Annotated in this window: 19 protein-coding genes and 1 pseudogene; 13 read left to right on the forward strand and 7 right to left on the reverse strand. The window is 35.8% G+C overall.

What is annotated here, in order from left to right:
• Positions 1-2: 2 nt before the first annotated feature.
• From aroF to AC806_RS05255, 9 genes are all read left to right on the forward strand, one after another.
• Complete coding sequence (aroF, locus tag AC806_RS05215; RefSeq protein ID WP_069028930.1) at positions 3-1,043, forward strand: 3-deoxy-7-phosphoheptulonate synthase; 1,041 nt, start codon at positions 3-5, stop codon at positions 1,041-1,043.
• Positions 1,044-1,047: 4 nt separating this feature from the next.
• Positions 1,048-2,106 carry a 3-dehydroquinate synthase gene (gene aroB, locus AC806_RS05220; protein ID WP_014124777.1) on the forward strand — a complete coding sequence of 353 codons (1,059 nt, stop codon included), beginning with the start codon at positions 1,048-1,050 and terminating at the stop codon, positions 2,104-2,106.
• Positions 2,107-2,120: 14 nt separating this feature from the next.
• Positions 2,121-3,287 (forward strand): chorismate synthase, encoded by a 1,167-nt coding sequence (gene aroC / locus AC806_RS05225; protein WP_014124778.1) that lies wholly within the window; start codon positions 2,121-2,123, stop codon positions 3,285-3,287.
• An 11-nt stretch (positions 3,288-3,298) separates the two neighbouring features.
• On the forward strand, positions 3,299-4,393 hold the full coding sequence (locus tag AC806_RS05230) for a prephenate dehydrogenase (protein WP_069028931.1): 1,095 nt from the start codon (positions 3,299-3,301) through the stop codon (positions 4,391-4,393).
• An 11-nt stretch (positions 4,394-4,404) separates the two neighbouring features.
• A complete protein-coding gene (gene aroA / locus AC806_RS05235) occupies positions 4,405-5,688 on the forward strand; it encodes a 3-phosphoshikimate 1-carboxyvinyltransferase (protein WP_069028932.1) in 1,284 nt (427 codons plus the stop codon).
• Between the two features lies 1 nt (position 5,689).
• A complete protein-coding gene (locus AC806_RS05240) occupies positions 5,690-6,199 on the forward strand; it encodes a shikimate kinase (RefSeq protein ID WP_014124781.1) in 510 nt (169 codons plus the stop codon).
• Positions 6,196-7,029, forward strand: a complete 834-nt coding sequence (gene pheA, locus AC806_RS05245; RefSeq protein WP_014124782.1) for a prephenate dehydratase — start codon at positions 6,196-6,198, stop codon at positions 7,027-7,029. The genes AC806_RS05240 and pheA overlap by 4 nt, the downstream gene beginning before the upstream one ends.
• A gap of 127 nt (positions 7,030-7,156) precedes the next feature.
• Positions 7,157-8,299, forward strand: a complete 1,143-nt coding sequence (locus tag AC806_RS05250) for an LCP family protein (RefSeq protein WP_014124783.1) — start codon at positions 7,157-7,159, stop codon at positions 8,297-8,299.
• Between the two features lie 86 nt (positions 8,300-8,385).
• Positions 8,386-9,234 carry a DegV family protein gene (locus AC806_RS05255; protein WP_014124784.1) on the forward strand — a complete coding sequence of 283 codons (849 nt, stop codon included), beginning with the start codon at positions 8,386-8,388 and terminating at the stop codon, positions 9,232-9,234.
• A gap of 118 nt (positions 9,235-9,352) precedes the next feature.
• Here AC806_RS05255 and AC806_RS05260 read toward each other — a convergent pair whose 3' ends face one another.
• On the reverse strand, positions 9,353-10,621 hold the full coding sequence (locus tag AC806_RS05260; RefSeq protein ID WP_069028933.1) for a cytochrome P450: 1,269 nt from the start codon (positions 10,619-10,621) through the stop codon (positions 9,353-9,355).
• Between the two features lie 145 nt (positions 10,622-10,766).
• Between AC806_RS05260 and AC806_RS05265 the strand changes: the two genes are divergently transcribed.
• The 3 genes from AC806_RS05265 to AC806_RS12305 all read left to right on the forward strand — a co-directional run bounded on the left by AC806_RS05265 (position 10,767) and on the right by AC806_RS12305 (position 12,275).
• On the forward strand, positions 10,767-11,777 hold the full coding sequence (locus AC806_RS05265) for a hypothetical protein (RefSeq protein WP_069028934.1): 1,011 nt from the start codon (positions 10,767-10,769) through the stop codon (positions 11,775-11,777).
• Between the two features lie 73 nt (positions 11,778-11,850).
• Positions 11,851-12,078, forward strand: coding sequence for a GNAT family protein (locus AC806_RS11710; protein WP_083207568.1), 228 nt, complete (start codon positions 11,851-11,853; stop codon positions 12,076-12,078).
• On the forward strand, positions 12,048-12,275 hold the full coding sequence (locus AC806_RS12305; protein WP_157728004.1) for a GNAT family protein: 228 nt from the start codon (positions 12,048-12,050) through the stop codon (positions 12,273-12,275). The genes AC806_RS11710 and AC806_RS12305 overlap by 31 nt, the downstream gene beginning before the upstream one ends.
• A 238-nt stretch (positions 12,276-12,513) precedes the next feature.
• Here the strand turns inward: AC806_RS12305 and AC806_RS05275 are convergent, their stop codons facing one another.
• The gene (locus AC806_RS05275; protein ID WP_050989764.1) at positions 12,514-12,792 is read right to left on the reverse strand and encodes a type II toxin-antitoxin system RelB/DinJ family antitoxin; all 279 of its coding nucleotides are present in this window, start codon (positions 12,790-12,792) and stop codon (positions 12,514-12,516) included.
• A gap of 98 nt (positions 12,793-12,890) precedes the next feature.
• Entirely contained in the window at positions 12,891-13,373 is a 483-nt protein-coding gene (locus tag AC806_RS05280; protein WP_231960515.1) for a GNAT family N-acetyltransferase, read from the reverse strand.
• A 100-nt stretch (positions 13,374-13,473) separates the two neighbouring features.
• Here AC806_RS05280 and AC806_RS05285 point away from each other — a divergent pair.
• Positions 13,474-14,571: pseudogene (locus AC806_RS05285) on the forward strand (ISL3 family transposase); the annotation flags it as partial.
• Between the two features lie 89 nt (positions 14,572-14,660).
• Here AC806_RS05285 and AC806_RS05290 read toward each other — a convergent pair.
• The 4 genes from AC806_RS05290 to AC806_RS05305 all read right to left on the reverse strand — a co-directional run bounded on the left by AC806_RS05290 (position 14,661) and on the right by AC806_RS05305 (position 17,945).
• A complete protein-coding gene (locus AC806_RS05290; RefSeq protein WP_061840229.1) occupies positions 14,661-15,131 on the reverse strand; it encodes a YbaK/EbsC family protein in 471 nt (156 codons plus the stop codon).
• A 37-nt stretch (positions 15,132-15,168) separates the two neighbouring features.
• Complete coding sequence (locus AC806_RS05295) at positions 15,169-15,468, reverse strand: hypothetical protein (protein WP_014124792.1); 300 nt, start codon at positions 15,466-15,468, stop codon at positions 15,169-15,171.
• 140 nt (positions 15,469-15,608) lie between these two features.
• Complete coding sequence (locus AC806_RS05300; RefSeq protein WP_061840231.1) at positions 15,609-16,574, reverse strand: D-2-hydroxyacid dehydrogenase; 966 nt, start codon at positions 16,572-16,574, stop codon at positions 15,609-15,611.
• Positions 16,575-16,739: 165 nt separating this feature from the next.
• On the reverse strand, positions 16,740-17,945 hold the full coding sequence (locus AC806_RS05305) for an NAD(P)/FAD-dependent oxidoreductase (protein WP_061840232.1): 1,206 nt from the start codon (positions 17,943-17,945) through the stop codon (positions 16,740-16,742).
• Positions 17,946-17,954 lie beyond the last annotated feature (9 nt).

Below are 17,954 nucleotides of genomic sequence, written 5' to 3' on the forward strand. Positions count from 1 at the left end.
ATATGATTATTATTATGAAACCAAGCGCAACAAAAAAACAAGTAACTAGCGTGATTGATCGAATCAAAGATATCGGTTTAGATGTACAAATAAATCAAGATAAAGAACAGGTGGTTTTAGGCCTGCTTGGAGACACGCGAAGTGTACAGGATATAGCTTTTCGTAGTTACGAAGGGGTAGATACGACGATTCGTATCAGCAATACCTATAAATTAACTTCCCGTGAATTTCATCCGCAAGATACAGTCGTGGATGTAGATGGCGTTAAAATTGGAGACGGAAGTTTTATTACGATGGCAGGTCCTTGTTCAGTAGAGGGCTTGGATCAAATCCGACAAACTGCACAAATCGCTAAAGCTGGTGGCGCAAAAATTTTAAGAGGAGGGGCTTTTAAACCTCGGACTTCTCCTTATGCTTTTCAAGGCTTGGAAGAAGAGGGACTAAAGTACTTAAGACAGGCAGCAGATGAACTAGATATGAAAGTTATCACTGAAGTCATGGATGAATCTCATATTGATTTGGTTGCACAATACAGTGACATTTTACAAATTGGTGCACGTAATATGCAAAACTTTAAACTTCTAGCAGCTGTAGGGAAAACGGGTAAACCCATTGGCTTAAAACGAGGAATTTCTGGTACGATCAATGAATGGCTTAACGCAGCAGAATACGTGGCAGTTGCTGGAAAAAGTCCCGTAATATTTATTGAAAGAGGGATTCGTACATTTGAAGATGCTACGCGTAATACCTTTGATTTAAGCGCTGTTCCCTTGATTAAAAAAATGAGTCATTTTCCGATCATTGTGGATCCAAGTCACGGGACAGGTGTAAGGGATTTAGTGCCACCAATGGCCCGTGCCGGAGTTGCAGCAGGCGCTGATGGAATGATCGTTGAAATTCATCCAGCCCCAGAAAATGCTTGGTCCGATGGTCAACAATCATTAAATGAAGATACTTACCGTAAAATGATGCAAGAAATTGAAGTGTTAAATGCTGCTATGAATGAGATTCATTCATTAGAGATGCTTACTGCTGGGAGGTAGAAAAATGCTGCTAACAGTTAATTTAAAAGAACACAACTATCAAATAAAGATTCAGAAAAGCAGTTTAACCAACATTGGCGAGTGGCTAAAAGATATTTGGTCAAAGCGCAAAATCGCTATTATCACAGATAGCACAGTAAACCAACTTTACACACAAAAAGTTGAAAGATCACTTACAGATAGTGGATTTGCAGTAACTATTATGGAAGTAGCAAGTGGTGAAAGCAGTAAGTCTTTAGCTATGGCAGAAAAGCTTTATGCAGAATTGGCACAAAATTATTTTACTAAAAGTGATGGTATCATCGCCTTAGGCGGCGGTGTTATCGGTGATCTAGCCGGTTTTGTGGCTGCAACTTATATGCGAGGACTAGCTTTTGTACAAGTGCCTACGTCTTTACTAGCACAAGTAGATTCTAGCATTGGAGGGAAAACTGCTGTAAATACAACTGCAGCTAAAAATTTAGTAGGCACATTTTATCAGCCTGAAGGTGTTCTTATCGATCCTGATGTTTTGTCCACTCTGCCCCAAAAGCATTTAGAAGAAGGAATTGCTGAAATTGTCAAAGCAGCAGCGATTGCTGACGATCAATTATGGCAATTCCTCGATCGTTTGCAGGATACAGTGGATTTAAAACAACATGCTGAAGAAGTCATCATTGCTGCTTTAAAAGTAAAACAAGAAGTTGTTGAAAAAGATGAATTCGATCAAAACCAACGTTTAATACTGAACTTTGGTCACACAATTGGCCATGCCATTGAAAAAACAATTGGTTACGGTAAAATCAGTCATGGCGAAAGTGTAGCGATTGGCATGCTAAAGATTACAGCACATGCCGAAGAAATCGGTCTAACAGCTAAAAACACAACAAAAGAATTACAGCAAATGTTAGATAAATTTCATTTACCTACTGAGCTTTCAGATTGGGATCCATTGCAAATCAATAAAGCGATTATTCATGATAAAAAAGTAAGAGACAATCAGTTAAACATTGTTTTACTAGAAAAAATCGGTCAAGCTAAGATTGTCCCTATTCATTTAGAAAAAATGAAAGAATATTTATAAAGGAGAACTAAATTATGCGCTATATCACAGCAGGAGAATCTCACGGACCACAATTAACCGCAATTATTGAGGGTTTACCAGCAGGTTTAGCTTTATCACCAGAAGATATCAATGACGAACTAGCTCGTCGGCAAGTTGGTTATGGTCGGGGCGGTAGAATGATCATCGAAACAGATCAAGTGCAAATTACTTCAGGTTTGCGCCATGGAAAAACATTAGGATCGCCGTTAACCTTAGTTATTGAGAATAAGGACTGGAAAAATTGGCAAAAAGTTATGGGAATAGAAGCTGTGCCAGAAAAGCAAAAAAAGATGCGACGAGTAGCTAGACCTCGTCCAGGTCACGCAGATTTAGCTGGTGGTATGAAATATCATCATCAAGACTTGCGTAATGTGTTGGAACGGTCATCGGCTAGAGAAACTGCATTACGCACAGCTGTTGGTGCAGTAAGCAAAAAAATATTGAAAGAACTTGGTATTGAAGTTGCAGGACATGTTCGTATGCTAGGTGGCATTGCCTCTACAATTCCTGAGGCGATTAACCTTAGAGAAATTAAAGAAAAGTCCGAAGCTTCTGATGTAAGGGTTATTGATCCCAGCGTTGAACAGCCTATCCGTGATTTAATCGATCAAACAAAGAAAAACGGTGATACCATCGGAGGTGTGGTAGAAGTTTTAGTAGGAGGCGTTCCTGCAGGTCTGGGAAGTTATGTACAATGGGATAAAAAATTAGATGCTAAAATCGCCCAAGCAGTAGTGAGTATTAACGCTTTTAAAGGAGCAGAATTTGGCGTAGGATTTGAGGCTGGACAACTCACTGGTTCAAAGGTGATGGATGAAATTATTTGGAGTAAAGATGAAGGCTACACTCGTCGCTCAAACAATCTAGGAGGCTTTGAAGGAGGAATGACAAATGGGCAGCCGATTGTTGTTCGTGGTGTTATGAAGCCTATTCCGACTTTGTATAAACCTTTAAAAAGCGTTGATATCGATACAAAAGAGCCTTATAAGGCTAGTGTGGAGCGTTCTGATAGTACAGCAGTCCCAGCAGCCAGCGTTGTTTGTGAAAATGTGGTGGCAACAGTTGTTGCACAAGAAATCTTAGAAAAATTTTCTAGTGATTCATTTACAGAGTTACAAGAAGCCGTCACAAATTACCGAGAGTATCTAAAAAATTATTAGGAGAATTTCCCATGTCAAAACAAAATATGATGATTATCGGGCTAGGTTTAATCGGTTCATCTTTGGCTGTATGTATAAAAAAAGAGCATCCAGATGTTTTTTTGTATGGCTGGGATCATGAAAAAACAAGTAAAATAGCCAAAGAAAATAAAATCGTTGACCAAATTCCGCAAGACTTTGCTGAAGCTGCAATAAATAGCGATGTTATCCTATTAGCCGTTCCTATAATGACCGCACAACATTATTTAAAAAAATTAGCGGAACTTCCATTAAAAAAGGAAGTAATTATTACGGATACTGGGAGTACAAAACAAAAAATGGTGGAAATAGCAAATTTTCACCATTTAAATTTCATTGGTGGACATCCAATGGCAGGTTCACATAAATCAGGGATTCTAGCATGCGATGAATTTCTTTTTGAAAATGCTTATTATATTTTTACTCCTCTATACAAAGAACAAAAGTATCAAGTCGAACAATTAAAAAAGTTGTTTTTGGGTACAAGAGCAAAATATGTATTACTAAAACCAGAAGAGCATGATGAAATTACCGGCATGTTAAGTCATTTACCTCATATTATTGCTTCGGCACTGGTTGAGCAAGCAGATTTTTTAAACCCAAAATATCCACGAGCACAACAATTAGCGGCAGGCGGTTTTCGAGATATCACGCGCATCGCTTCATCTGATCCGCAGATGTGGACAGACATTTTGTTAAGCAATCGTCAGATATTGCTAGAGCTGATAGAAAAATGGCAAATAAAGGTTTCTGAAATTTCTACTTTATTAAAAGCTGGAGACAGCAAGCAAATACAACAATTTTTTTCAAATGCTAAAAGCTTGCGCGATCGTCTTCCGATCGACGATAAGGGAGCTATACCTGCTTTTTATGATTTATTTGTGGATGTATTGGATCAACCAGGCAGCATTGCCGAAATTACTGGTTTGCTGGGAAAATTTCAAATTTCTTTAACCAATATTAAAATTTTGGAAACCCGCGAAGAAATCAGCGGCGTATTACAGTTAACTTTTAAAACAGAGAGAGAGTTACAGGCTGCAAAGGCACATATTGAAGAAAATACGGACTATGATTGTCGTTTCGCCTAAGGAGGAGAAGTATGAAATTAATAAATGCGGATTACTTGCAAGGTACAGTTGAAATCCCCCCAGATAAATCTATTGCTCATCGTAGTATTATGTTCGGTGCAATTGCTGAAGGGCAAACGACCATTCATAACTTTTTACGAGCTGAAGACTGCTTAAATACACTACAAGCTTTTCAAGCATTAGGCGTTCCTATCTATGATGATAAAAAAACTATAAGGATAACTGGCGTAGGTTTTGCTGGTTTAAAACCAGCAAATAGTATCATTAATGTAGGAAACTCGGGAACAACGATGCGTTTACTTTTGGGAATTTTAGCGGGTACAACTTTTGAAACAACATTATCCGGGGATGCTTCATTAAATCAACGTCCTATGGCGCGGGTGATGGATCCTTTGAAACAAATGGGGGCAGAAGTAACTGGCAATAATCATAGTGAGTTTCCGCCCGTTACGGTAAAAACTAATGCTAAATTACAAGCGATTGAGTATCATATGCCAATCGCAAGTGCGCAAGTAAAGTCTGCTATTCTTTTTGCAGCGTTGCAAGCCGAGGGCGTGACAAAGATTATTGAAAAAGAAGTCTCTCGCAATCACACAGAAGAGATGATTACGCAATTTGGTGGAAAAATTCAAGTTAAACAAAAAACAATTATGCTTCCTGGTTCTCAAAGACTAAAAGGACAAGAATTACGTGTTCCTGGAGATATCTCTTCAGCTGCTTTCTTTTTAGTCGCAGGCGCTATTGTTCCAAATAGTAAAATAACTTTAAAAAATGTTGGTCTCAATCCTACTCGTACTGGCATAATTGATGTCATGCAAGAGATGGGGGCAGATATCCAATTTACACAAACAGATCAAAAAAATGGTGCTGCGACCTTAATAGTAAAAAGTTCCGAACTAAAAGCAACGACTATCGAGGGTTCCTTGATCCCACGCGTCATTGATGAACTACCTATTATAGCATTATTGGCTACTCAAGCAGAAGGAACGACTGTGATCAAAGACGCGCAAGAATTGAAAGTGAAAGAAACAAATCGGATTGATACAACAGCGCAAGAATTGAAAAAAATGGGCGCAAATATTGCTGCAACAGATGATGGGCTGGTTATTAAAGGAAAAACAACTTTACATACCGCTAAAGTCTCTAGTCATAATGATCATCGGATCGGTATGATGTTACAAATTGCAGCACTTTTGAGCAGGAGAGACGTAGAGCTAGAAAATCCAGAAGCTATTGCTGTATCTTATCCTCATTTTTTTCAAGATATCAAGTATTTAGCAAAAAGGAAGTGTTAACATGAATATTATATTAATCGGCTTTATGGGAGCAGGAAAAACAACAATTGGACGACTTTTAGCAGAAAAACTTCATACAGAGCAACATGATTTTGATAAAATTATAGTAGAACAAATAGGGATGAGTATTGCTGATTATTTTGCCAGTTATGGCAGTGAGTCATTCCGTGAAATTGAAACAAAGGTTTTAGAACAAAGTTTGACTTTAGATGGCATTATTTCAACAGGTGGCGGTATCGTAATGAAAAAAGAAAATCAACACTTTTTACAAGGACACCCCAATGTGATTTATTTAAAAGCTGACTTAGATGAGTTAGTCCATCGCGTAGTATTAGACAAGCGTAATGTGCGCCCCCTAGCAAGTTCAAAATCAATAGATGAAATTCGGGAAGTTTACCTTCCACGAATTAGCTTATATGAAAAAAGTGCAAATTTAGTTATCGATACAACAACAAAAAAACCGGAAGACATCGTACAAGAAATTTTAGATAAAGTAGAGGTATTTCAATGAAAGTTGGCTATTTAGGTCCTAAGAGTTCATTTACTTTCCAAGCAGCTAATGAAATTTTCCCAGAAAATACATTAATTCCATTTGCTTCTATTCCATTGACAATTGAGCAACTTGAGAACAAGACGCTTGATTTTGCAGTTGTTCCTATTGAAAATTCTTTGGAGGGATCGGTACACGCTACGGTCGATTATTTATTTGACCAGACAGCTATTACTATAAAAAAAGAAGTAATCTTACCCATACGCCAACAACTGTTGGGTACACATTTTGTCGAACAAGTTAAAAAAGTTCTTTCGCATCCCCAAGCATTGGCACAAACAGAACAATACTTAAAAAAACATTTTCCAGAAGTACTATTAGAAGCAGTCAGCTCAACAACAGCCGCAGCTCAATATGTGGCAGAACATCCTCATGATAAAGTTTTAGCGATTGCTTCAAAAAAAGCTGCTGAAGAATATGGTTTACAAATTTTAGCAAAAGATATCCAAGATAACTCAATGAATAAAACACGTTTTTGGCTATTAAGCATGGATAAAGATAAGCAAAATCTTGCTAGATACCAAAATAAAAAAGTGACTTTATTTGTTAGCTTACCAGCCAATTTACCCGGCGCTCTTCACCAAGTATTATCGGCTTTTGCTTGGCGTAAGATTGATTTAGCCAAAATCGAATCCAGACCCTTAAAGACTTATTTAGGTGAGTACTTTTTCATTATTGATATTCTACTCAATGAAAATGAAGTATTAATTGAAAATGCAATAAAAGAAATTGAATTACTACATGCTAAAGTTCAATGGGTAGGGAATTATCCAGTTGATGAAATTACTTAAAAACAATGCAGATGGCGTTGTTTTTTTGTTAAAATATCTTTAAAATGATTAATTCTTTGATTTTCATTTTGCTTTATTACATAAGTATTGTATGCTATAAATTGAACAACGGTTTGGAGGAAAGTAAATGAGCCGGATGGATAGATATAGACATGAAAAAGGGCAAACGTCCAAGCAAAATTCACATAATAATATTTTCGCTCGAAGACAGCGTAGACAATCATCAGATGAGGATAGCGATCGTTTAGAGGAATACGAACAAGATTATCAAAATAACTGGCAGTCCTTTGAAGAAGATTACTATGAAGCCGATAGAGAACATGCAGAAGATGAACCTCCTGGGAATCGCCCAAAAAAGAAAATTAAGAAAAAGCGCAAAAAGAAACATCCTTTTTTACGTTTTATTCTTACAGTACTCATTTTGTTGATTGCTTATTCTGGAATTTCATTTTATATAGGTGAAAAAGTAGGAGAAAGTGAAGATAATGAAGCCCCGCAGGCAGAAAACTTTAATGGTTTTTCAGACGCCAATGGTGGCAATAATATTTTGCTTATCGGTAGTGATAGCCGCGGCGAAGAAAATGCGCGGGCCGATACGATCATGGTTTTACAACTAGACGGTCCAGCTAAAAAACCTAAATTAGTTTCCTTTATGCGGGATACCTATGTGAACATACCTGGTGCAGGAGACAATAAAATTAATGCTTCCTATGCCTACGGGGGCGCAGATTTGGTACGCCAGACATTATCTGAAAATTTTGGTATAGATTGTAAATATTATATGACATTGGATTTTGAAACTTTTGAGAAAGTTATCGATACATTATTTTCTAGTGGTGTAGATATTGATGCCGAAAAAGATATGAGTAAAAATCTAGAAACACCTATTAAAAAAGGTCCACAAAAAATGGACGGTCTAACGCTATTACAGTATGCACGTTTTCGTATGGATGAAGAAGGGGATTTTGGTCGTGTAAGGCGCCAGCAACAAGTCATTTCTGCTATTTTTAGTGAACTAAAAAATCCTATTGCGTTATTAAAACTACCTTATGCCGCAGGAAAAGCAATGGGCTATTCTGCTAATGATGTTCCGATGAGCTTTTTAGCAAAAAATAGTTTTTCAATTGCTAAAGGAGCTTCTGGAGTGGATCGTTTAAGCATACCTGCTGAAGATACCTGGAGTTATGGTCAAAGTTATGATGGCGGTAGCGTTTTGATCATGGATCAACAAGAAAATCAGCAAGCCATTCAAGACTTTCTAGCAAAATAATAACAAATGCTTCCAAATAAGTACTTGTTTATGCTATGATAATTATCGGAGTATGAAAAATGCTTGAATTGAAACGAGGATAAAGGATGAAATTAGCAATAGTCACTGATAGTACAGCTTTCCTACCTGAAAGGGTGAGGAGGCATCCAGATTTGTTTGTTATACCCATTCCAGTCATTTTGGACGGTAAAGTTTATAATGAGGATGTCGATATTCAAGCTGATGGATACTATAAGTTAATGAATGAAAGTAAAGAGTTTCCCAAAACTTCACAGCCAACTTTTGGTGAAACATTAGATTTATACAAGAAATTAAAAGAAAAAGGATATGACACGATTATCAGTATACACTTATCTTCCGGTATTTCAGGATATGTGAACAATCTTGATAGTATCAAAGATAGTGTAGAAGGGATGACCATTATTCCTTATGACACTTTAATTACAAGCATGCCTATGGGACATATGGTGGAAGCGGCCTTGAATATGCGGGATGCTGATAATTCTTTAAATGAAATTTTAGAACATTTAAATATCATTCGTGCGAATACCTACGCGTATTTAATTGTGGATGATTTAAATCATCTAGTACGTGGTGGGCGTTTAACTAACGGTGCTGCTTTGATTGGTGGTTTATTAAAAATTAAGCCAGTGTTAAAGTTTGAAGACGGAAAAATCGTGTTATTTGAAAAGATAAGGTCTACTAAAAAAGCACTGCGTCGTTGTGAAGAAGTGATTGGAGAACGTAAAAATGAAATCAATCACCCAGTAAAATTGTATGTTATTCATGGAAATCACTTAGAATTAGCGAAAAAAGAAAAAGCACGCCTGGAAAAAAGTTACCCTGATATTACAGTGGAGATTGGCCATTTCGGCCCAGTAATCGGTACTCATTTAGGAGAAAAAGCATTAGGCTTTGCTATATGCGCTGAATAAAAGCAACATCATGAACTTATTAAATTAACCATAATATAATTATGTAAACTAAATGCCATTATAATGAAACAAAACGCACAGAGCTAAAAAGTAGCATTCTGTGCGTTTTGTTTGTAGTTTATTCATTTTTAAACAATAAAACTTTATCTTCTGGGAAAGTAGGGAATTTATTCATTGGAACTGTCCAGTCTTGTTCAGGAACCGAAAACTCATAATGGTTAACTAAATTATCGCTAAATACCCGTAATGTGTGCAACGTAATCCATTCTCCAGCACAACGGTGCATTGCTCGAAAGTCGCCGCCACCTTGAGCGATCATTTCATATTCTTCATCATAAGAGATCTCTTTTGTTCGTCCTACATAACGGTCTATTACAAAAGAATCCGGATTATCTATCGAACGTCCATCGTGATTGGTTCCATAAAGATCTAAAACAACCCAGCTGCCTTCAGGAACCAGATAGCCGTCAATATCAACATCCCTTGTACTAATAGCAGGAACCATTGGGAAAAATGGATAATAACGTCTTAACTCTTGGATAAAGGAATCTTGTAAGTGATCAAAATTTTGTTTTAGTTCTTTATAGACATTATTAGGACCAAATAAAGCATGTCCCATCAGGTTTACCCAAACTGTAATAGCAACAGTTGGACGAATGATATTTAGAAAATCTACTGCAGCAATATTTAGAGGTAATAACTCTCCGTCGACACCGCGAGCATCAGCAAAAGCGTATAAAGCCACATTTTCTTTTCCAGGAACTGGGTTTTCACGAGCATCAGCCAGCAATTCTTGCGCCCATTTCTCAGCTTTTTTACGTCCTTCTAAGCCTTGTAAGTGATCACTTACTGAATTCACTGTACCTTCAAACATGTTCACTTGTGTATCTGCTAATTCATCAATTTCTTCTGTGGTATAATTTCCTAAATTAACACCAGCCCATTTACAAATCGCTTTAAAAAGTACGTTTTTTGTCAAATGATATAACTCAAATTTTCCTGTTTGAGCATCTAATGTTTCCTTTAATGTTTCTTCTAAAATCTTTCGATAATCTTCCATACGATCAGGGGTCATTAAGTCCATAAAAATACTTTTACGTTTATAATGTTGCTGGCCATCTAATGTTTGCACACCGCCTTCACCTTGAAGTGTTTTTAAAATAGGCGTAGGCATAGCACTATCACGCTTAAAGTTATCAGCGTCATAGAATTTTTTAGCCGCATTTTGTCCGTAAACAGCGATAATTTCTTGGTTTAAAAGAGAAGCTTTAACAACTGGAGCTTTAACTTCATTACGTAGCTCGCTTAAGACCTCGTAACCAGCATTATATAAATCTTTTACTTCCTTTAACTTTACTTTTGTTTCAGGAATTTCTTTGAATGCCATTTTCAATATTCCTCCTCAGTAATAATATCCTTACACTTTCAGTTTAACGTATTTTAGAAAGTGAAACAAACAATTGTCATTTTATCAGGCGCTTTTCTTTTTTTCCTTTTACGTTATAATTTAAAAGAAAGGGGAGGTAGGTAAAGTGATATTTGTCTTAATAAACATCATTCTGTTATTTTCTTTAGCGTTTATTCTATTTTATACCGAAAAAATCCGCTTTTTAAAAAAGGATTCCTCTGATATTTTGCTAGATATTTTAAAACGGTACCCGGATTTATATAAAGCTTTTAAAAACACAAAATTAGATTCTATGACTTTTTCAATTCCAGGTTTATTTAAAACACAGACATTGGAAAATGATAGTAAAAAATTGGATAATTGTTTTGATATAACGCCACAAGGACTAGCTGTAACTGAAAACCACATATTTATTTCTGCTTATTGTTACAGTCATGAACATCATTCTGTTATTTTTATGCTTGATAAAAAAGAAAACGATCCTACAAAAACAATGATTTTAAAAGATCGGACACATGCAGGAGGGCTTGTTTATGATGAGAACCGGCAATGCTTATGGGTTTGTTCTGCTGCAAAAAATCACGGACAAGTTTCTGCTATTCTCAAAGACGATATATTGAATTATCATTTTATGCCAAGTTCTGAAATAATCTCTTATTATCATAGCATTAATTTTCCCACGATTCCTCAAGCTTCGTTTATCACAATAAAAGAAAATTCTTTATTTACAGGAACCTTTGATAAAACAAAAGATGGTGTGGTTATAAAAAAGACATTTGAAAAAGAGGAGGACTTTACTAACGATGACAACCTGGACGAAACAATTGATATTCCCAAAAGAGCTCAATCCATGGTTTTTTATAAAGAATATTGTTTAATATCTCAATCTTTTGGACCCGTTAGCTCTAAAATTTATATTTTTTCAAATGAACAGCTTTCTAATGGTAAACTAAACAGCAAAACAGCTTTAAAGATCATCAAAACACCGCCTTATCTGGAACAAATCGCAGTCTTTGATGCCCATTTATACGCGATTTTTGAAAGTGGCGCCAGAAACTATCGAAAAAAAACAGCAAAATTTCTTATGGAGGTTGTAGCGTTTCATTTGCCGACTTTGCTTGATATAGTAGAATGATATTTCAATTTGGAGGTGGACTATCATATATATTCGAAATTATACTTTTTCTGATGAAAAAGAAACAATTAAAATGATCAAACAAACAATTCAAGAAGTTAATAAAAACGATTACAGTAAAGCACAACTAACTGCTTGGTCATCTATAGATGAATATTCATGGAGAACTACTGTAAAAGACCATTCAGCAATCGTTATGGTCAATGATTGGAATAATAAAATAATCGGTTTTGCCGATATGGATAACAAGGGCTATTTAGATCAATTTTCGTGCACAAGGATTTTCAAAATCAGACCATAGCTAGTAAGCTGATTAGTTATCTGGAAAAAAGCATCCAGAGCAGAAAATTCTCAACTTTTGCTTCAGTTACAGCAAAACCATTTTTTATAGCATGTAGCTATGAGGTTATTAGAACTAATATTGTAAATTTAAGAGGACAACAACTCAAAAACTATTATATGGAAAAAATAAACGAGAATAATAAATATGCCATATAATTGCACAAATCAAAGTTAAAGACAAAAAAAGTAAATAAAAGGGACGTAAAAACAAAAAGTAAGTTGTAAAAAGTTAAATGATTTATTTCAAATATAAAGTTAATCTTCAGTTATAACTTTGTATAATATATATTATGTAAACTAGAACATAAATTTTAAAATAGTCGCCGCGAACAATAAATACTACCTTTTGCTTTAAACTAATTCTTTTGAAATTAATAAATTACTTTTTTATAAATTAATCTTCTAGAATATCTTTAAACAATTCATCAACATCTGTATACCTCTTTGCATTAGTTAAATCCTCATTTAATGCTTTAATGGTTTCTTCATTTGGAATCTCTGGACGATTCAGTTCAAAAGGCAAACCATTATTCCAAACAACTTGTCGATAAAAAATCCTAAGCGCAGTCGAACGATCAATTCCTATATCTTTGAAAATTTCTTCTGCTTTATCAACTAATTCTTTATCTAATCGAGCTTGTATCACTTTACGTTCTTTTGATTTTTTATTCAAATTCATCACCTCAAATCGATTATATTACTAGCGATTACAAATTGAAACATAGATAAACTTTTTTCAATTTTATCTATGTTCTGATGCTCTCTATTTTTTTAATTTCCAACAACTAACTCTGCTTGATAATTACAACGATCATAATCATCAATATCCACTGGAACTTCTTTAAAACCAAAAGAATGATAGATATGTAATGCAGGTTTTAAAGAATGATTTGAGTAAATAACCACCTTTTTTGCTTCTTTTTTAATGGCGTAGTCTAAAGCGGCTTTAAAAACGGCCTTTCCAGCGCCTTTACCTTGAGCATTTTTATTAGTTGCAAATTTACAAATTTCCCAAGTATCATTTTTTATAGGAGCGGTCATACATGTTGATAATACTTTTTCGTTTTCAATTGCAAAGTATATCATAGCGCCATCAGACATTAATTTATCAATATCGTTTAACTGCTCTAAGTCATGCGCTTCAAGGGTGAAATATTCTTGAGTCCAATCTTTGTTCATTTCAATAAAATCTTGCTTAAAGCGTTCTTCGTATCGAATAATTTCGGCTCTATAATTTCTAGTGTTGGTAAACAAGAATCAATTTCTTGTAGTCAATACTAGTTTTTTTATGTTTTCTGAGCAAAATATAAAACAGACACCTTGAAAACTCGTAGAATAAAGTTACCAAACAAATCTCAACGATGTGAGTGAATACAAAACCTTACTTAAAATGAAGAAACAACGCTTTCGTTGTAAAACTTGCGGGAAAACGTCTATCGCCGAAACCAGTGTCGCAGATCGTCATTGTTCGATCGCTCGTCGTGTCAAACTCGCCATTGCAGAAAAATTATCGCACCCCTTATCGATGTCGATGGTCGCTCGGTTGAAGCATGTTTCGCCGACAACGGTTTTACGTGTGCTTCACAGTTTTAAACCCAAACAGCTATCACCCAATACTTCCTTACCAGAAGTGCTTTGTTTTGATGAATTTCAATCGGTCAAACGGGTTTCCGGTGCCATGAGTTTTATCATGATGAATGGCCAAACGCGGCAGCTCTTAGAGATTGTCGCCAATCGACAACTGCCTCATTTAGAAGCATATTTTGCACGTTATCCTCGAGAGGAAAGAGCCAAGGTGCACTATGTCGTTTCGGATTTTTACAGTCCGTATGCGTCTTTAGTCAAAACCCTTTTTCCTAATGCCCAGTTAGTCATTGATCGTTTCCACATGAGCCAACATATTGGACGAGCTTTCCAACAACAGCGGAAACAAGTGATGAACACCTTTAACCGTCGGCAAAAGGAATATAAGCACCTTAAGAAATACTGGAAACTTCTACAGAAAAAAGCTTGGACGCTTGATTATAAAAATCGATATTGGCGGCCTAGTTTTCGGGATCATTTAACCGAGCAAGAGATTGTCGATCGCTTATTACGTTATCATTCTGCCCTTAGACAAGGCTATAAACTCTATCAATCCTTTCTTTCCGCATTTCATAAGCAAGACACAGCACGTTTTGATCAATTACTGAAAACCGATGGGTCCCAGCTTCCTGACCCTTTTCAACCTGTAATCAAAACCTTCCGAAAATATCGAAAAGAGATTCATCTTGCTTTGACAGTGCCTTATTCTAACGGTCCTTTAGAAGGGTTAAATAATCATATTAAAGTGCTAAAACGAGTCGCTTATGGGTTCCATAGCTTTGAGAACTTTCGGCAACGGATCTTTTTATACCGAGGAAAATATTTCCAACCTGGTTCCTTACCTATACAAGCGAAAAAAAGCAGCTAGACAATAGCGCCTAACTGCTTCCTTTATTCGTCGTGTTTTCTTTACCAACACTATTTGACAAAGAGCCATAATTTCCATTCTATCCCCTTTTACTGCTCTTTTGCTACGTCAATCCATTCTTTAGCCGATGAATAATTTTCTAGTTCCTCAGGTGTTAGCTTCACTGCACTTTGACTATCTCCTGCCGCGGGATAAATCCAGTCAAAATTTTCTAGTGATCTATCTAAATACACATCTATGTCATCATTTATCGCAAAAGGACAGACGCCTCCAGGTGAATGTCCAATAGCTTCTTCGACAAATTCTTTGGGAATCATTTTTGCTCTTTTGCCAAAAAAGGACTTATATTTTTTATTATCGACTCTCGCATCTCCTGCCATCACGATAAGAATATTTTGACTTTCGTTTAATGAAAACGACATTGTTTTAGCGATTTTTTCAGGCTTGCAACCTAATGTTTGAGCTGCTTGTTCTACCGTAGCACTAGACCCGTTCAAAACTTTCACTCGTTTTTCTAAACCTAGTGTTGAAAAATAATTTTTTACCCGTTCTAAAGACATAAGACATTCCTACCTTTCCTCGCCTTATTCTATTTTATCAAAGTAAATTAGGAGCAAAAGCACTAATTAACACCGTAATTAAAATGGTCAATACAGTGGTTAACAAAATAAAAAAAGTACTAACACCAGCAAAATATGTTTCATTTTCAAAAGAAATGGCTTTAAAACTATGGCTGTTACTAAAATAATAAACAGTTGGAATGATAACTAATAAGATAAATAATGCTTCTATTAAGTTTATCCAATGAAATGGTTGAAAAAGAAAATAAATCATTATTAGAAATGTACTTGTCCAAAAAACTTGCTTAAAAGAGACCTCTTTTCTTTTTTGAAACACAAAATTCACTCCTCTACTTACTATCACCAAAACTTAATTTAATGACTACATTACAATAAAAATGTTGATAATTCAATTAAAAATTCAATAAAAATCACCAAGAAAGTACTTCAACTTTCTTGGTGATTTAAAGTTATTTCTTAACTAGTCACTGTATTTTGCTTTCGACCTGCTAGAAATTCTGTTAAATTACTAGCGACAATATCTAATAATCGTTTTCTTGTTTCTTGTGGTGCCCAGGCTATGTGTGGTGTAATGTAACAATTCTTAGCTGCTAGTAAAGGGCTATCTTCATTGATGGGCTCCTGTTGAGCTACGTCCATGGCTGCTACGGCAAGTTGTTCGTTGTTTAAGGCTTCAGCAAGGTCTGCTTCATTAATCAAACCACCACGCGCAGTATTAATCAAAATCCCAGTATTTTTCATTTTTTGCAGTGAGGAGCTGTTGATCAACTCTTTTGTATCAGGAGTCTGCGGTACATGCAAGCTAACGACATCAGACTGGCTTAATAGTTCATTTAGGCTCACTTGTTGTAACCATTCAGCTTTAACATTTTTAGGACGATGGTTATAAAAGATGACTTTCATGCCAAATGCATGACCAATTTCAGCCACTTTTTGAGCAATTCGTCCGAAGCCAACAAGCCCTAGCGTTTTTCCTTGTAGTTCTGTCAGCGGTGTGGCAAAAAAACTAAAATCAGGATTGCTCGACCATTGTCCTTCATGTACCAGACGATTGTGTAAACCGACTTGACTTGTGATTTCCAACAACAAAGCAAATGTGAATTGAGCGACCGCCTCTGTCCCGTATGCTGGAACATTCGTTACTGTAATTCCAGCTTTAGTTGCTGCATCAATATCGATAATATTGTAACCAGTAGCTAAGATACCTATATACTCTAAATTAGGTGCAGCATGAAGGACCTCTTCATCCAAAGGTGTCTTATTCGTCAAAACAATCCGCGCATCACCGATTCGTTGCAAAATTTCTTTTTTATCAGTAAATGACGTTCTATCATATATTTCACATTCGCCTATTTCTTTTAATGGTTCCCAATCAATGTCGCCAGGATTTAAAGAGTACCCATCTAAAATGACAATTTTCATTCGTTATACCTCCACTAAGTTTGTTCTTCTTTAAATCATAACATGATAATTATTTCTTTTCTAATAACCAATAGCTTCATTATTTAAAGTTATTCATTCAATTTATTTTGATAAAAAAACAGCTTATCCAATAAAAAATGGATAAACTGTTTGTCTCCTTTGTTCTTAAGCTTTTTCTTTAATAGATCCAAGCAATTGATCATTATCAGCAGGAGGATTTGCTAATAGATTTCGTACATCATCTAAATCTACATTAACATTCCAAACTAAAACACCTACAAGTTGGTCATCTTTCAAGAAGTAAACAATCGTTCCATTTTCTCTTTTATCAAAGATTTGTGGCAATGTTGGATCCATTGTACCGATTGCTTGCCATGAAATATTAAATATATTGGAGTAGAAATAAGGGGTATGCGTATAAGCCTCATGCGCACCTGCCATATTTCTGCCTACTTGCTCACCGGAATTTCTCGCATGGTCTACGTGTTCAATTCTTTGATAGCCTAAGATTTTATCAGGGTAATAAGCAATATCTCCAGCTGACCAGATAGCAGAATCACTAGTTTGTAGATATTCATCTACTTCAACGCCATCTCCATCTAATTTTAATCTACTTGCTTTTGCAAGTTCAATTCTTGGTGAGACGCCTAAACCTACGACGATGGTATCTCCCTTGATTTGTGAACCATCATCTAAGGTAACCACCAATTGCTCGCCATCACGTTGATAGGATTCAGCTTTTTTACCACTAATTAGTTCAACGCCGTTCTTTTTAAAAGTACCTTCATATTCAGCAGTAATTTCTTCTGGAAATTGATTTTCACCTAAAGTATTTTCCAGATAGACCATTGTCACTTGTGTATCATTTTGTGCCAGTGCGGCTGCAATTTCACTTCCAATATAGCCGCCACCAATAAGAATAACGTGTCTATTATTTCCGCTAAATTGACGCAATTTACGATAATCGGACCAGTCTCTAAAGACAATTACATGATTATCGTCTGCTCCATCAATAGTTATCGGTTCGCCTCCAGTTGCTAGTAATAATTTATTATAATAAACGACGCTATCGTCACCTAACTGTATACTCTTATTTTCTCGATCGATTTTGTTTACTGTTGTATTAAATTTAAAACTAACATTAGGATAATCTTCTGCGCCTACTCGAATATCTTCTTCTGTAAATTCATCATCTAACCATAATTTCTTACTTAAAGCAGGACGTTCATAAGGAACATCCGCGTCTTTTGAGACAAGTAGGATAGAACCATCTGTATCTTCTTGACGTATACCTTTAACTGCGTAACCTGCAACCATACCGCCACCAACAATCACATATTCATAGCTATTGTTATTTTGTAATTGACTCATTTTAACCCT

It is taken from the genome of Tetragenococcus halophilus, from assembly GCF_001712815.1.
Classification (GTDB): Bacteria; Bacillota; Bacilli; order Lactobacillales; family Enterococcaceae; genus Tetragenococcus; species Tetragenococcus halophilus.

Excerpts from the sequence above, each read along its gene's own strand:
- aroF (WP_069028930.1), top strand. The coding sequence starts at position 3 with ATGATTATTATTATGAAACCAAGCGCAACAAAAAAACAAGTAACTAGC.
- aroB (WP_014124777.1), top strand. The coding sequence starts at position 1,048 with ATGCTGCTAACAGTTAATTTAAAAGAACACAACTATCAAATAAAGATT.
- AC806_RS05305 (WP_061840232.1), bottom strand. The coding sequence starts at position 17,945 with ATGAGTCAATTACAAAATAACAATAGCTATGAATATGTGATTGTTGGT.
- AC806_RS05290 (WP_061840229.1), bottom strand. The coding sequence starts at position 15,131 with ATGTCTTTAGAACGGGTAAAAAATTATTTTTCAACACTAGGTTTAGAA.
- AC806_RS05240 (WP_014124781.1), top strand. The coding sequence starts at position 5,690 with ATGAATATTATATTAATCGGCTTTATGGGAGCAGGAAAAACAACAATT.
- AC806_RS11710 (WP_083207568.1), top strand. The coding sequence starts at position 11,851 with ATGATCAAACAAACAATTCAAGAAGTTAATAAAAACGATTACAGTAAA.
- aroC (WP_014124778.1), top strand. The coding sequence starts at position 2,121 with ATGCGCTATATCACAGCAGGAGAATCTCACGGACCACAATTAACCGCA.
- AC806_RS05255 (WP_014124784.1), top strand. The coding sequence starts at position 8,386 with ATGAAATTAGCAATAGTCACTGATAGTACAGCTTTCCTACCTGAAAGG.
- AC806_RS05250 (WP_014124783.1), top strand. The coding sequence starts at position 7,157 with ATGAGCCGGATGGATAGATATAGACATGAAAAAGGGCAAACGTCCAAG.
- AC806_RS05300 (WP_061840231.1), bottom strand. The coding sequence starts at position 16,574 with ATGAAAATTGTCATTTTAGATGGGTACTCTTTAAATCCTGGCGACATT.
- AC806_RS05230 (WP_069028931.1), top strand. The coding sequence starts at position 3,299 with ATGTCAAAACAAAATATGATGATTATCGGGCTAGGTTTAATCGGTTCA.
- AC806_RS05260 (WP_069028933.1), bottom strand. The coding sequence starts at position 10,621 with ATGGCATTCAAAGAAATTCCTGAAACAAAAGTAAAGTTAAAGGAAGTA.
- pheA (WP_014124782.1), top strand. The coding sequence starts at position 6,196 with ATGAAAGTTGGCTATTTAGGTCCTAAGAGTTCATTTACTTTCCAAGCA.
- aroA (WP_069028932.1), top strand. The coding sequence starts at position 4,405 with ATGAAATTAATAAATGCGGATTACTTGCAAGGTACAGTTGAAATCCCC.